Source organism: Desulfobacter hydrogenophilus (assembly GCF_004319545.1).
Taxonomy (GTDB): domain Bacteria; phylum Desulfobacterota; class Desulfobacteria; order Desulfobacterales; family Desulfobacteraceae; genus Desulfobacter; species Desulfobacter hydrogenophilus.
On sequence record NZ_CP036313.1, the window covers coordinates 20652 to 34810 of the forward strand.

Genomic DNA, 14159 nt, shown 5'->3' on the forward strand with positions numbered 1-14159 from the left:
ACCTATTCACCTTTCTGAAGGGTTTGACCTGACAATTTAGCCCCCATATTTAAAAACGGCAGCAAGTTTTTCTGATCTGAATCAATGATATATTTATTTTCCAGTTTGGGCAGAATCTCAAGCATGGCTTCCAGATACATCCGTTTTCGGGTCACATCCTTTGCCTTGGCATACTCATCATAGATGGCCTTGAATTTGGTAGCGTCACCCTGGGCACGGTTCACCCGATCAATGGCATACCCTTCGGCATCTTTGATCAGACGCTTAGCTTCGCCCCGGGCCAGGGGAATCGCCTTGTTGTAGTCTTCCCGGGCTTTATATATAGTCTGCTCCTTTTTCTGAGTGGCCTGGTTAACCTCATTAAAGGAGTCTTGCACCGGTTCCGGCACATTGGTTTTTTTCATTTCAATATTGACGATACCGATCCCGGCTTGTGCATTGTTCATTTCCTTTTGAAGCATTTCCTTGGCCACATTAGCAATCTCTGCGCGGCTTGAAATGACCTCATTAATGCTTCTGTCTCCCACAACCATTCTCATGGTTGCTTCGGACATATCCTTTAAAAGAGATCTGACATCTTTTACATTAAAAAGATACGCCTTGGGGTCAGATCTGCGGTACTGAACAATCCAGGGAACAACGGCAACATTAAGGTCGCCTGTGAGCATTAAAGATGCATCCTGCTTGGAAGATTCCACAGACGAAGGATAGGAACCGCCGCCGTTGTAAGTTTTAAATCCAAACTCTTCGGTTTCAACCTGCCGGACATTCACCTTAGTCACCTTTTCTATGCCTGCGGGCATCTTGAAATTCAGGCCGGGCTGGGCCAAACGAGTATACTTCCCGAAACGCTGAATCACCCCGACCTCACTTCGACCAACGGTAAACACGGTGGAGACGCCTATCAACACAACGATAATAATAATACCAACAAAAAAGATGCCGGAAAACTTAAACTCCTTAAATTTGTTTAGCAGGTCATCCATCTGGGGCGGTGTAGGCATTCCAGGTCCTCCTCCGCCTTGTTTTTGTTCATACTTTTTCTGATTTTCTCGAAGTTTTTCCCAATCCCAATTCATAAAATTATATCCTGTTTAATGAATGACCAATTTGATAATAAGCACTGTATCCATTGGTGCGCTTGAATATTTTATATAGGCAAAATATTACTCTAATTATAAGAATCAAGGTTAAAAGGCAATATTTATTTGGAACACCTCCTTTGTCCAAGGATCTCAGGCAAGCTTGAAATAAGATTGGACTGCACCGCAGATTCCCTATCCTCTAATATTATGCTATGACATTATCGAAACAGAATAAAATATCAATTGGGACTTAAGCATGGATAAAAAAGCAGGCACAACACACCTGACCCATATCAGTGACATATTGTCAAAGGCCTTGTCAAAATACAGGCCACCCCAGGAGACAGAAATCACACGGATATGGGAAATATGGGATTTGGCGATAGGAACCTCCATTGCGCAAAATGCCAAACCTGATACATTTAAAAATGGTCAATTGCAGGTAATCGTATCGAGCTCGGTATGGATTCACCAACTCAAATTTCTTGAAAAAGAAATGATTGCGAACCTGAATGCAAGACTGAACACACCTTTAATCACACATCTACGGTTTAAAATTGGAGAAATACACTACTGATCGGTTTTTTGGGGGAAAGTTATCTGTGTTGCAGCCGACAAAGGGCTACCGTTACAGCATGGATCCCTTTGTACTGTGCAGCCAGGTCCCACCCGTCTGTTCCGGTGATCGCATCCTTGATGTAGGCTGCGGTTGCGGTATTATTCCTGTTATCCTGGGATATTGCTTTCCCCAATCCCATATTACAGGCGTTGAAATTCAAAATAAACTTGCTGAAATTGCGCTGAAAAACATCATCAATAATAAACTTGCACAGACGGTATCCATTATTAACGAGGATATTAAGCATATTAATCCTGAATCCACAAACGGACCGTTTGATCTTATCCTGTCAAACCCGCCCTATAAAAAACAAAACACCGGAAGATTAAACCCGGACCTTCAAAAAGCCATCGCCCGCCACGAGATTACCATAAACATCCAGAGTCTTGCCGCAAAAGCAGAAACACTTCTCAGGCACAAGGGCAGATTTATGATAATCTTCCCTTCCGAACGTCTGATAGATATCGAACAGGCAGTGCAGGCAACCTCTATTTATCCGGAGTGGATACGCTATATTCATACTGGGCAAAAAAAAATACCTAAACGTGTTATCTTCTCAGGGCGCAAGAACATAGCCGCCCGAAGACGCATTCTGCCCCCCATTTACCTGTCGTCCGAGAATATCGCTAATATGGATATATTATCCAATTGCATTAATCCTTGACACTTTGGCTAAAAGATACTATTTTACTTGGGTCTTTCGGAGAGGTGACCGAGTTGGCTGAAGGTGCACGCCTGGAAAGCGTGTGTACTCTAACCGGGTACCCGGGGTTCGAATCCCCGCTTCTCCGCCATTTTAAAAGAAGAGCTACTGTAATCACAGTGGCTTTTTTTATTTCATAGTCGCTTTTCGGTGATATCCCCATATCATTATCTGTATAATTTACCAATAACCTGGTAAAAGATTCGGTCATGAATAATAGAATAAAACAAAACAATCTTAAGACACCTGTTGATATAGTGAAAAATCGTTCGCCCCTGTGGAAAAAAATTTTTACCGAGGCAGTGCGTGATCCTTCTGAATTATGCAGACACCTGCAAATTTCAATTGAAAATGTGGACTTAAATCCAAATTTCCCAATGCTTGTGCCTGAACCATTTTTACGACGCATTAAACCGAAAGATCCCTTGGACCCACTTTTACTTCAGGTTCTTCCCAGAAAGGAAGAATCAACTGTAAGTCCGGATTTTACAACCGACCCTGTTGGTGAGAATGGGAACTTAAGCCCTGAAGGCACCCTGTCCAAGTACCACGGTCGTTCTCTTATCGTAACAGGCAAGGCGTGCAGTATCCACTGCCGGTTCTGCTTCAGGCGGCATCTGCCGCTTCCAGGAATAGAGGAAAACAGCGTTTCAGGCGGTTTCTGTATGGATCCGAAAACGATTTCGGCTCGATTTAAGGCTGATCCCACAATCCACGAGGTAATTCTCAGTGGCGGAGATCCTCTGATGCTAAGCGACAAGCAACTTGAAGGTCTCATTTTCCATCTTAACCAAGTCCCAAGTATAAAAAGAATAAGAATTCACACGAGGATGCCGATCATCATTCCCCAGCGGCTTACTGAAAATCTGCTTAGCTTTCTTGGTAACAATAAACGTAATGCCAAGGCAGCTAAAATGATTATTGTATTACATGTGAATCACCCCAATGAACTTGATTCCGAGGTTTCCCGTTCAATAGAGGAATTAATTGATTGCGGGGGTATTTTATTAAGCCAAACAGTACTTTTGCGACAGGTGAATGACTCCGGGCCGGTCCTGGCTGATCTTTTTGAGCGGCTTATTGACTTAGGGGTGATGCCATATTATCTCCATCAACTTGATCGAGTTGCAGGCGCTAAACATTTTGAAGTTTCACCTGAAAAAGGATGTGACCTGATAACAAAGTTAAGGACAAGATTGCCGGGATACGCAGTCCCACGCTATGTCAGGGAAATATCAGGGGAACCGGGTAAGGTTGTATTAAAGTAGCTGATGTTGATTACGAACATTAGGCCTGGTGCCGGAGAATATTTTTTGCCTATGAAACAGGATCTGCGTCCTTATTCAGTTCTCCCAAAAGTACCTTGATAACATCGTCTGCCGTGTCGATGGGGACCTGGCAGGTTCCCACACGCCTGTGGCCGCCGCCGCCATATTTAAGCATTAAAGATCCCACATCAGCTCTGGCGGTTTTGTTGATAATACTGTAGCCGCAGGTAATAACGATGTTCCGACGCTGGAAGCCCCACATAATCTGTATGGAAATATTCGCATCGGGAAACAGGCTATACAATAAAAACCGGTTGCCGGTGTAGATTTCATCCTGCTCCCTTAGATCAAGAATCACAACATTTCCTTCCATGCGGCTATTGCCAAGGAGCATCTGACGAAATAGTTTGTCCTGTTCAAAGTACCGCACTGTTCGTTCCTTGATATCCGGAATTTCAAGGATTTCCTTGTCTGTCTTATTCCGGCAGTAATCAATCATATCCATCATTAAAGCGTAGTTACTGATGCGGTAATCCTTGTAACGTCCAAGGCCGGTGCGGGGATCCATGATAAAAGACAAAAGAACCCAGCCTTCGGGATTGAGAATTTCCTCTTTTGTAAACTGGGCAGCATCTGCTTTATCAACGGCACGGATCAGATCATCAAGGTGCTCGTTCTTAAAATGCTTCAACCCGCCATAGTACTCGTAAACAACCCGGGCAGCACTTGGCGCCGACGGTTCGCTGTTTCCTTCAAAGTTACCGAATGTCTTGCGTTCCTGTTCGCTGGAGTGGTGATCAAACCAGATACCGCAATCCGGAACGAAAGGAATATTTGCCAGAATATCGTCACAAGTTATTTCAATTCTGCCGTCCTGAATATCCTTGGGATGGACGAATGTAATGTCATCAATAATTCCTTTTTCCTTAAGAATGGCTGCACAGCCAAGGCCATCAAAGTCGGATCGGGTAACCAAACGCATGAATATCTCCTTTTGATGCGAATATTTATAAGGTAAGGATCTTAATAGACTAACATAAAGCCCACAGGAATCTCAAATAATTTGAATACCCGGACGCTAAGGGCCGCGGATTAAATAAGTTGGGCAGAAATAACGCCGAATTTTGGTTCATCGACAAGGCGCATTAAAGGTTGAATAGCTGGCCTATTGGACCTTTGATGCAACGAAGTAGATGAGCCAAAAAGCAAGCTATTTCGGTCAAATTATTTAATCTGTGGTTCTAAAAGAAAAAACGCTACCCCAACTCTCGTCCTATGCCATGATACTCAAACCCGGCTTCTTTGATTTCGTCAGGGTCGTACTGGTTTCTACCGTCAAAAATCACCCGTTCTTTCATCAGGGATGCCATCTTTTTAAAATCCGGCTGCCTGAAGGCCTTCCACTCCGTAACCAAAATACAGGCATCCGCACGGTCCAGGGCTGAATACTGATCCTGGGCGAAACTAATCTTTTCCTGCTCCTGTACCGGGATCTCCTTTTTAGCCTGGTCCATGGCCACAGGGTCATAGACATTCATCCGAGCCCCTGCATCCACAAGGGCTTTAATCAATACAAGGGAAGAGGCTTCACGCATGTCATCGGTGCCGGGCTTAAAAGCCAGACCCCAGATGCCAAATGTCCGTCCGGTCAAATTCTGTCCGAATCTATTGATTACCTTGCCTCCAAGTACTTGTTTTTGGAGGTTATTTCTTTCTTCCACCGCTGCCAGGAGGCTGGGAGTGAACCCTTTATCCCTACCGGTTTTCACAAGTGCCTTAACATCCTTGGGAAAACACGACCCGCCGTATCCGCAGCCGGGGTAAATAAATGAATACCCGATGCGTGAATCCGAACCGATCCCCTTTCGCACGTTCTCCACGTCCACGCCCAACCGTTCACACAGATTGGAAATCTCATTCATGAATGAAATCTTTGTGGCCAGCATGGAGTTGGCCGCATATTTTGTCATTTCAGCATCTTTAACATTCATAAACAACATTTTGTCCCGGTTCCTTGAAAAAGGCGCGTAGAGCCTGCGCATCAGCTTTGCAGCCCGGTCAGAGTCCGCGCCCACAATAATCCGGTCCGGCTTGAGAAAATCATTAACAGCCGCACCCTCTTTAAGAAATTCGGGATTTGATACCACGTCAAACTCAATGGTTTGCCCCCGAGCCTCAAGTTCCTTGCTGACCTGCGCCCTGACCTTGTCTGCCGTTCCCACGGGCACCGTGGACTTATCCACAATCACGGCATAATCGTCGATAACGGAACCGATCTGCCGTGCCACTTCCAACACATACTGCAGATCAGCCGAGCCATCTTGTCCCGGCGGGGTGCCCACGGCAATAAAAAACACATTGCAATCCTTTGCGGCCTGGGCCAGATGAGTGGTAAATTCAAGGGTACCTTCCGCATAATTATTAAGGACTATGGACTCAAGGCCTGGTTCATAAATAGGAAGAATGCCTTTTTTTAAGTTATCTATTTTTCCCCGGTCAATGTCCACACAAGTGACATGACTTCCCATTTCAGAAAAACAAGCACCTGTGACAAGGCCTACATATCCGGTACCGATAATCGTTAATTTCATTTATTTAGTGCTACCTTTCATTTGTTGCCAAACCGGACCCAGTCATTTTGGCTCTGAACAAATTGAATTTGAATTAATTGAATATTACCAGACAATGAATCTGAAGCTTTTACAATGGTAATTAATCCTTTTATGGATGTCAATCTAAGCCATTTGTTGATTAACGTAACAATCCATATATTATCCGTCAGGATAAATTCATAGCCTCTTCATAAATTGCTTGTCAACTCAATTTCTTTTTGATAGGGGAAATTAAATGGGGTCTTTCCGGCTGTCTATTGAAAACAACTACATGATTACGTGTTCACATTTGTTATTCGGGTCATATATACTTTCTAACAGAATTAACCAAAAACCGACCATTTTTAAATTTGGAGGATAGGCTATGGGCAAAAAAATAGGCGTATTATTAGCAGGGTGTGGCGTATACGATGGTTCTGAAATTCAGGAAGCCGTATTGACAATGCTGTATTTGGATCAAGCCCATGCGGATATTATTTGTATGGCACCGAACATGGAACAATATCATGTCATTGATCATTTATCCGGGACGGAAACTGCCGAAAAAAGGAATGTACTGGTAGAATCTGCACGAATTGCCCGCGGAGAGATTAAGGATTTAAAAGATGTCCAAGCCAGTGATATGGATGCCATCATCATACCGGGTGGGTTTGGTGCCGCCAAAAATTTAAGCGATTTTGCCATTAATAATGTTCAAGCGAAAGTTCATCCGGAGGTTCAACGAATTATAACCGACATGATTAACAGCAAAAAACCTGTTGGCGCCCTTTGTATTGCGCCGGCAACGCTAACTAAGATAATTGCCGACAAACAGCCTGAAGTCACCATTGGAAATGATATAGGAACCGCAGACGCGATCAAAAAAATGGGCGGCAAACATGTGACATGCGCTGTTGACCAAACACATATAGACAAGGATAATAAAATTGTGACAACACCGGCATATATGCTTGGTCCCAATATCAAAGATGTCGCAGTCGGAATTGAAAAATTAGTAGCAGAAGTGCTGGCCATGATATAATTCCTATTTTTATATATCCCTTAATTGACATGGTTACGGGCCGGTTGTATTTTAGCTTGTATTATGAATGAACACAAAAAAATACAATTAAAAGACTACCGGCCTTTTGAATTCATTGTTGACCATGTCGACCTGATCTTTGACATCCGGGATGACCACACCCGGGTGACATCCAAACTTAAAATGAGAAAAGATCCGGCCAGGGCAAATGAAACAACGCCTTTGGTGCTGAACAAGGGAACTTTTGACATTGTTTCCGTGGTTGCCGGCGACATGGTGCTTTTGCCCAGTGAATATAAAAGCGATGATGAAACCTTTAGCCTTCTCGCCACCCCGGATCTTTTTGAGCTTGAAATCACAAACATTCTTAAACCGGATGAAAATACAGCGTTAGAAGGCTTATACCGTTCGGGCAACATTTTATGTACCCAGTGTGAGGCCCAGGGATTTCGCAATATCACGCCCTACCCTGACCGTCCCGATGTGATGGCTCCGTTTTCCTGTACCATTGTGGCGGATAAAGCCCGCTACCCTGTGCTGTTATCCAACGGCAACCTCGTAAAATCCGGAGACCTTGATAACAACCGCCACTTTGCCGTCTGGGAAGATCCCTTTAAAAAACCCTGCTATCTTTTCGCCCTGGTGGCAGGAGATCTTGCCGTATTAAAGGACCAGTTCACAACAGCATCCGGCAGGGATGTGGCCCTTAACATCTATTCCGAAAAAGAAGATATCGCCCTTTGCAGCCATGCCATGACGTCCTTGAAGCAGGCCATGGCATGGGATGAAAAACGGTTTGGCCGGGAATATGATCTGGACTTGTACCAGATCGTGGCTATCAATGATTTTAATGCCGGGGCCATGGAAAACAAGGGACTGAACATATTTAACGCCAAATATGTACTGGCAGATCCGCAAACAGCCACGGACGACGATTTCATGGGCATCCAGGGAGTTATTGCCCACGAATATTTCCACAACTGGACCGGCAACCGAGTCACCCTGAAAAATTGGTTCCAGCTTAGTCTCAAGGAAGGTCTCACTGTTTTCAGGGACCAGGAATTTTCATCGGACATGAACTCACGACCGGTGAAGCGCATCCGTGTTGTAAAAAACCTTATGGCAGCACAGTTTCCCGAGGACAGCGGGCCCATGACCCACCCGGTACGGCCGGACTCATATATAAAAATGGATAACTTTTACACCATGACCGTGTACGAAAAGGGTGCAGAAGTGATCCGCATGATCTATCAACTTTTAGGACAGGATCTGTTTAGAAAAGGCATGGATCTCTATTTTGAAAAATTTGACGGTATGGCCGTAACCCTTGAAGATTTTGTTGGTGTTATGGCAAAGGTGTCCGGCCGCAACCTGGATCAATTTTTCCTGTGGTATACCCAGTCCGGCACACCGGCGGTATCCATGACCCGGCAATATGATGAAAATACAGAAATCCTGTCTTTAACCTTTACCCAGACCACATCCCCGGATAGAAATCAATCCGAGAAAAAACCCTTTCACATTCCTGTCCGGATCTCTTTGATCAACAGGGCCGGGGAAACCGTTAAACAAGATGCACTGTATGAGCTGACAAAGGAAACCGACACCTTCAAATTTGACAATGTACCCGCAGATACATACCCGTCCGTATTCAGGGAATTTACTGCGCCTGTGCGTCTAACCACGGATTTTTCAGATCAAGACCTTGCCTTTCTCATGGCCCGGGATACCGACCCCTTTAACCAGTGGCATGCCGCCCAGACCCTGTTCGTCAATGAGATAAAAAATCTGGTGACGGCTATCCAGGCCAACAAACCCATGACCGTATCATCAGGGCTTGTTAAGGCCTTTTCCCTGGCCCTGGAAAACAGGGAAAAAGACAGGGCGTTTCTTTCCAAGGCCCTTACCCTGCCCCTGGAAACAGAGATAAAGAATCATTTTAAGATCATTGATGTTGAGGCCATCCACCAGGCCAGGACCTTTTTGAAACAAACCCTGGCCAAAAAACTGGCATCAGAATTGAAAACCGTATATGAAATCTGCCGGTCCGCAAATCCCGATGATATTTCAGGTGCGGCCATGGCAGACAGAAGCCTTAAAAACCTTTGCCTTTCCTATCTTGGCTGCCTGGTTAATAAAGATATCCAGGACCTTGTACAAAAACAGTTTGAAACCGCCGGCAACATGACAGATGAATTTGCCGCCTTCAAAATCCTGAGTCACATGAATCCAGACGTGCGTGATGAGGCATGCCACGCATTTTATGACAAATGGCAGACCAGGACCCTGGTTATCGACAAATGGTTTTCTGTCCAGGCCCAATCCAGCCTTGAAGACACCTTAGATCAAGTAAAAAAACTGACCGCACACAAAGATTTTACCATGGCCAACCCCAACAAAGTCCGGGCGCTCATATTTGCCTTTGCCATGAACAATCCCATGCATTTTCACAGGGCTGACGGTCGAGGCTATGAATTTGTGGCAGAACGGATTCTGGCGCTGGATAAAATCAACCACCAGACAGCCGCACGGCTTTGCTCATGTTTTAATCTATGGAAACGCTATGATGGGAACAGACAAGTCATGATGAAAAAACAACTTGAAACCATGGCCGGACAAAAAGAGTTATCCAGAAATCTATATGAAATTGTATCCCGGGCGTTAGAATAGTGCTCATCCAGAAATAGCCTTTTTGTCCAATTTCTTTGTTGGATGAAAATTTTTATTCTGGACGGACACTAAAATATCCATAAACACCCAAAAACAAGTCGCCCCGCAGTCAAAACTACGGGGCGCTCTTTCTCTTGATCATCAAGTTTCAGGCATAGTATTTCTTATACCAGTCCACAAAAGCCTGAATCCCCTGTTTTACAGACGTTTCAGGCTTAAACCCGGTGGCGGCAATAAGATCATCCACATCAGCCCAGGTGGCAGGCACATCGCCGGCCTGCATGGGCAGATAGTCAATTGTTGCTTTTTTGCCCAAGGCATCTTCAATGGCATGGACAAAGTCCATCAACGGCACAGAATCATTATTACCAATATTGTAGATCCTGTAAGGCACACACGAGCTTGAAGGAATGGGATTTTTGCCGCTCCAGGCCGGATCAGGCTCAGGAACCTTATCCATCACCCGGACCACCCCTTCCACAATATCGTCAATATAGGTAAAATCCCGCTGCATCTCACCATTGTTAAACACCTTGATGGGCTCGTCAGCTAAAATGGCCTTTGTGAAGAGGAACAACGCCATATCAGGCCTGCCCCAGGGACCATACACAGTAAAAAACCGCAGCCCTGTTACCGGCAGATTATACAGATAACTGTAAGAATGGGCCATGAGTTCATTGGCTTTTTTTGAAGCCGCATACAGGCTGACCGGATGATCCACATTATGGCGAACCGAAAAAGGCATATGTGTATTCAGACCATACACCGAACTTGAAGATGCAAACACAAGATGCTTGACGCCGCCATGGCGGCAGCCTTCAAGAATATTGCCAAACCCCACCAGATTGGCATCCACATAGGAGGCCGGATTTTCAAGGCTGTACCGAACCCCAGCCTGAGCCGCCAGGTTCACCACGCAGTCAAAGGCATTTTCCTCAAACAGCTTGGCCATGTTGGGCCGGTCGGCAAGATCCAGAAGAATAAATTTGAAATCCGGATACCCGGACAAACGCGCCAGTCGGTCTTTTTTCAGATTCACATCATAATAATCATTGAGATTATCAATCCCCCATACACGGTGACCGTCATTCAACAGCCGCAAAGAAAGCGCAGACCCGATAAACCCGGCTGCACCAGTGATCAATATATTCATGTTCAATCCTTTAAACTAAAAATATGAAGTCAGGAAAACCGTGATTCGGTTCTTCCATATTCTGCCATAGGTCGCCCCGGATAAACCGGAAAGCCTTTATATTTATTCAAGCTTAGGACCGCAGATTAAATAAGTTGGGCAGAAATAACGCCGAATTTTGGTTCATCTACAAGACGCATTAAAGGTTGAACCGCAGGCCTATTGGACCTTTGATGCAACGAAGTAGATGGGCCAAAAGGCAAGCTATTTCGTTCAAGTTATTTAATCTGTGGTCCTTAAGTATTGTACCACGATCAGGTATGCATGACAAATCACAGGGATACAATTCAAACAAGGTCTTATAGATGGTTCTGCTCTTAACTCACCTTAATTAATTCGGTTATTAAAATGGTATGTACAGACCATTGCGCATAATGTATCCTAAAATATAGCAGCACGTCATGAATCGTGGACGCCGTGGAGAGCGGATATTTGAATCCAAAATAGGTACAGGTATTTACCTGTACCTATTTGAGATACATATATCAAGTCATGACTGAAACCAATTTATTTTGCTCAATATATCTTTGTATGAAATCATATCATAGGGATATGATCTCTTATCTGTTCTGCTTTTTCTATTTTTTTTTGCTGAGGCAGTGAATGGCTATCTCTGCCCAATGGGTTTAATTCATAAGAAATTGGCTTTGACCGGACTTTTAAACTTTCCAATGCCGGCCAAAAACCAGAGAGGAAGAAATATGAAATTTAAAAAAATTCTTAATCCCGTGGATGGTTCAGAACATTCCATGCGCGCCACCCAATATTCCATTGAATTGGCAAAGCAATTTGATTCAAAAATCATCTTGCTTCACTGTCACGCCAGGTTCCCCATTGTTCTGGCAGAACCGCAATTCCAAAATGTCCTCAATGAAATTATGAAAAATTCTGAGGAACTGATCAAGCCTTTTGAAGATTTATTGGAAGAGAGTGGCGTTGAATATGAAATCCGGATTCTGGAGGGTTCCCCGGCAAAGAATATCGACACTGTAGTGAACGTAGAAAAAATCAATTTAATTGTCATGGGCTCCAGGGGGGTTGGTAATATTGAAGGGCTTTTCCTTGGGTCAGTGGCCCATCAAGTCCTTCATAAGGTTCAATGCCCTGTATTTATAATAAAATAAATAGTCACTGTACCGAAAGACGCGTGTTTACCCCGGGATGTCTCCCATGTGCCAAAACAGCTGGGGGCCGGGTAACCGATCCTTGACCGCATGGGGGATGTCATACTTTACGGCAATGCCCGAAAAAAGACTGGTACGTGATCCGCATGCCGGGTGCGTGGGAGAGCGCTTCAATAATAGGGCGTTCTATCCCAATTATGCCAATATTTCTTCAATTGGCAGTAATTGCTTGCCGTGACGAACGGTTAGAATAGATATCTGTTTATCTTCAAGGTTTTATTCACTCGTGTGGCGTGAGCCGAAGCAGGCGGCCATCTTTTTTATCCTCGAGAACCCATATTGAACCTCTGGGACCTTGCTCAACCTCTCGAATACGTTTGCTCATGGCAAAACGTTCGACCTCATAGGCCCGTTCACCGTCAATCCTGATCCGTACCAGTGACTTTGACCTTAGCCCGCCGATAAAGGCATTATCCCGCCACTTAGGAAACATATCCCCGTTGTAAATAATCAGACCTGACGGTGCAACGGTTGGAACCCAGTATAACTCAGGTGCATTGAATTCCGGACGCGTATCATGATCAGGAATGGGTATTCCTGAGTAATGATCGCCCCAGGATACAATGGGCCAGCCGTAATTATCTCCACCAATGGTCAGGTTGAATTCATCACCATGCCTTGGGCCCATTTCGTGAGTCCACAGTTGCCCCTGCCTGTCGAAAGCAATGCCCAGCAGGTTCCGATGCCCTATAGACCAGAATGTTTTTGCAAGCTCCCCCTTGTTTTGAAACGGATTGTCAGAAGGCACAGATCCGTCCGCGTTGATCCTGATAACTTTGCCCAAATCTTGTGTCCAGCTTTGGGCTGGGGTTTGTTTTTGCCGATCACCGGAAGTAATGAACAAACGCCCATCCGGGCTGAATGCTAAACGGTGTGAGTAATGCCCATTGCCTGGGACCTTTGGCTTTTGCTGCCAGATAACTTCAATCTTTTCCAGTTTCGGCTTGGCAGACTCATGTATAAACTGAGCCCGGACAACTACCGCGCCCTTTTTTCCTGACGCATCCTGCTCAGCGTAGGACAGGTATATCCAGCGGTTGTCAGAGAACTGGGGATGAAGAATTATATCACCCAGACCACCCTGGCCACCGTAAGCGACCTTGGGTACCCCTCCGACTAACACTTTGGAGCGGTCATGCACGTTGAATAGAATTAACGAACCGCTTTTTTCAGTTACCAAAAGATCGCCATCCGGGAGAAATGTCATGGCCCAAGGTTCATTAAATTCTGCATAACTCTCGGCAAAGAGTCTTGAGCCCGCATTACCGTCAATCGATTTAACAATGGATTCGCTGTAGGTGTTGCAAGAAAGCAAAAGGACTAACTGGGAAAGGTAACTAACAGCTTTTAATGATTGCATGATTATCTCCATATTTTAAATTAGGTCTTGAACGTCGGGAAGAAATCGAAGCGTTTGCTATCTGGGGCATGCACAGTTAAACTATCAGCCTTTATCATATTTTATCTGAAATGGTAAGACCCATGGTCAAAATAAAATCGCCTATCTGCTTGTCTTTTAAGTCGCTCTCGGCGTTACGCCAATGAAATTCTATAATATCCGATTGGAGATATTGACCTCCTCCCATTTCTTAATATAAAGTTGAAAATTGAGTTAAGGACCGCGGATTAAATAAATTGGGCAGAAATAACGCCGAGCGTTGGTTCATCTACAAGGCGTATTAAAGGTTTAATAGCAGGCCTATTGGGCCTTTGACGCAACGAAGTAAATGGGCCAAAAGGCAAGCTATTTCGTTCAAGTTATTTAATCTGCGCTCCTAATGGTTACGATGTTACACTAAGAACAC

General features: G+C 44.7%; 11 protein-coding genes and 1 tRNA gene. 7 read left to right on the top strand and 5 right to left on the bottom strand.

The window, feature by feature from the left end:
• Positions 1-2: 2 nt before the first annotated feature.
• Positions 3-1079 (bottom strand): FtsH protease activity modulator HflK, encoded by a 1077-nt coding sequence (gene hflK / locus EYB58_RS00140; protein ID WP_111956609.1) that lies wholly within the window; start codon positions 1077-1079, stop codon positions 3-5.
• A 262-nt stretch (positions 1080-1341) separates the two neighbouring features.
• Between hflK and EYB58_RS00145 the strand changes: the two genes are divergently transcribed.
• The 4 genes from EYB58_RS00145 (at position 1342) to EYB58_RS00160 (ending at position 3675) form a co-directional block, all read left to right on the top strand.
• Entirely contained in the window at positions 1342-1662 is a 321-nt protein-coding gene (locus tag EYB58_RS00145) for a DciA family protein (protein WP_111956611.1), read from the top strand.
• 25 nt (positions 1663-1687) lie between these two features.
• On the top strand, positions 1688-2368 hold the full coding sequence (locus EYB58_RS00150; RefSeq protein ID WP_242637493.1) for a tRNA1(Val) (adenine(37)-N6)-methyltransferase: 681 nt from the start codon (positions 1688-1690) through the stop codon (positions 2366-2368).
• Positions 2369-2406: 38 nt separating this feature from the next.
• Positions 2407-2498, top strand: a tRNA-Ser gene (locus EYB58_RS00155).
• A 118-nt stretch (positions 2499-2616) separates the two neighbouring features.
• Positions 2617-3675: a KamA family radical SAM protein gene (locus tag EYB58_RS00160; RefSeq protein WP_111956615.1), complete on the top strand. Its 1059-nt coding sequence runs from the start codon at positions 2617-2619 to the stop codon at positions 3673-3675.
• A 49-nt stretch (positions 3676-3724) separates the two neighbouring features.
• Here the strand turns inward: EYB58_RS00160 and EYB58_RS00165 are convergent, their stop codons facing one another.
• Positions 3725-4657, bottom strand: a complete 933-nt coding sequence (locus EYB58_RS00165; protein ID WP_111956617.1) for a DHH family phosphoesterase — start codon at positions 4655-4657, stop codon at positions 3725-3727.
• 274 nt (positions 4658-4931) lie between these two features.
• A complete protein-coding gene (locus tag EYB58_RS00170; RefSeq protein WP_111956619.1) occupies positions 4932-6266 on the bottom strand; it encodes a UDP-glucose dehydrogenase family protein in 1335 nt (444 codons plus the stop codon).
• 385 nt (positions 6267-6651) lie between these two features.
• Here EYB58_RS00170 and elbB point away from each other — a divergent pair, with 385 nt between their 5' ends.
• The gene (gene elbB, locus EYB58_RS00175; RefSeq protein ID WP_111956621.1) at positions 6652-7308 is read left to right on the top strand and encodes an isoprenoid biosynthesis glyoxalase ElbB; all 657 of its coding nucleotides are present in this window, start codon (positions 6652-6654) and stop codon (positions 7306-7308) included.
• Positions 7309-7371: 63 nt separating this feature from the next.
• On the top strand, positions 7372-9978 hold the full coding sequence (pepN, locus tag EYB58_RS00180) for an aminopeptidase N (protein WP_111956622.1): 2607 nt from the start codon (positions 7372-7374) through the stop codon (positions 9976-9978).
• A gap of 148 nt (positions 9979-10126) precedes the next feature.
• Here the strand turns inward: pepN and EYB58_RS00185 are convergent, their stop codons facing one another.
• On the bottom strand, positions 10127-11131 hold the full coding sequence (locus EYB58_RS00185; protein WP_111956624.1) for an NAD-dependent epimerase: 1005 nt from the start codon (positions 11129-11131) through the stop codon (positions 10127-10129).
• Positions 11132-11871: 740 nt separating this feature from the next.
• On the opposite strand from EYB58_RS00185, the gene EYB58_RS00190 reads away from it, so the two are divergent.
• The gene (locus tag EYB58_RS00190; RefSeq protein WP_242637494.1) at positions 11872-12294 is read left to right on the top strand and encodes a universal stress protein; all 423 of its coding nucleotides are present in this window, start codon (positions 11872-11874) and stop codon (positions 12292-12294) included.
• Positions 12295-12574: 280 nt separating this feature from the next.
• Here EYB58_RS00190 and EYB58_RS00195 read toward each other — a convergent pair whose 3' ends face one another.
• The gene (locus EYB58_RS00195) at positions 12575-13714 is read right to left on the bottom strand and encodes a PQQ-dependent sugar dehydrogenase (protein ID WP_111956627.1); all 1140 of its coding nucleotides are present in this window, start codon (positions 13712-13714) and stop codon (positions 12575-12577) included.
• Positions 13715-14159 lie beyond the last annotated feature (445 nt).

Excerpts from the sequence above, each read along its gene's own strand:
- EYB58_RS00185 (WP_111956624.1), bottom strand. The coding sequence starts at position 11,131 with ATGAATATATTGATCACTGGTGCAGCCGGGTTTATCGGGTCTGCGCTT.
- EYB58_RS00160 (WP_111956615.1), top strand. The coding sequence starts at position 2,617 with ATGAATAATAGAATAAAACAAAACAATCTTAAGACACCTGTTGATATA.
- EYB58_RS00145 (WP_111956611.1), top strand. The coding sequence starts at position 1,342 with ATGGATAAAAAAGCAGGCACAACACACCTGACCCATATCAGTGACATA.
- elbB (WP_111956621.1), top strand. The coding sequence starts at position 6,652 with ATGGGCAAAAAAATAGGCGTATTATTAGCAGGGTGTGGCGTATACGAT.
- EYB58_RS00195 (WP_111956627.1), bottom strand. The coding sequence starts at position 13,714 with ATGCAATCATTAAAAGCTGTTAGTTACCTTTCCCAGTTAGTCCTTTTG.
- hflK (WP_111956609.1), bottom strand. The coding sequence starts at position 1,079 with ATGAATTGGGATTGGGAAAAACTTCGAGAAAATCAGAAAAAGTATGAA.
- EYB58_RS00190 (WP_242637494.1), top strand. The coding sequence starts at position 11,872 with ATGAAATTTAAAAAAATTCTTAATCCCGTGGATGGTTCAGAACATTCC.
- EYB58_RS00165 (WP_111956617.1), bottom strand. The coding sequence starts at position 4,657 with ATGCGTTTGGTTACCCGATCCGACTTTGATGGCCTTGGCTGTGCAGCC.
- pepN (WP_111956622.1), top strand. The coding sequence starts at position 7,372 with ATGAATGAACACAAAAAAATACAATTAAAAGACTACCGGCCTTTTGAA.
- EYB58_RS00170 (WP_111956619.1), bottom strand. The coding sequence starts at position 6,266 with ATGAAATTAACGATTATCGGTACCGGATATGTAGGCCTTGTCACAGGT.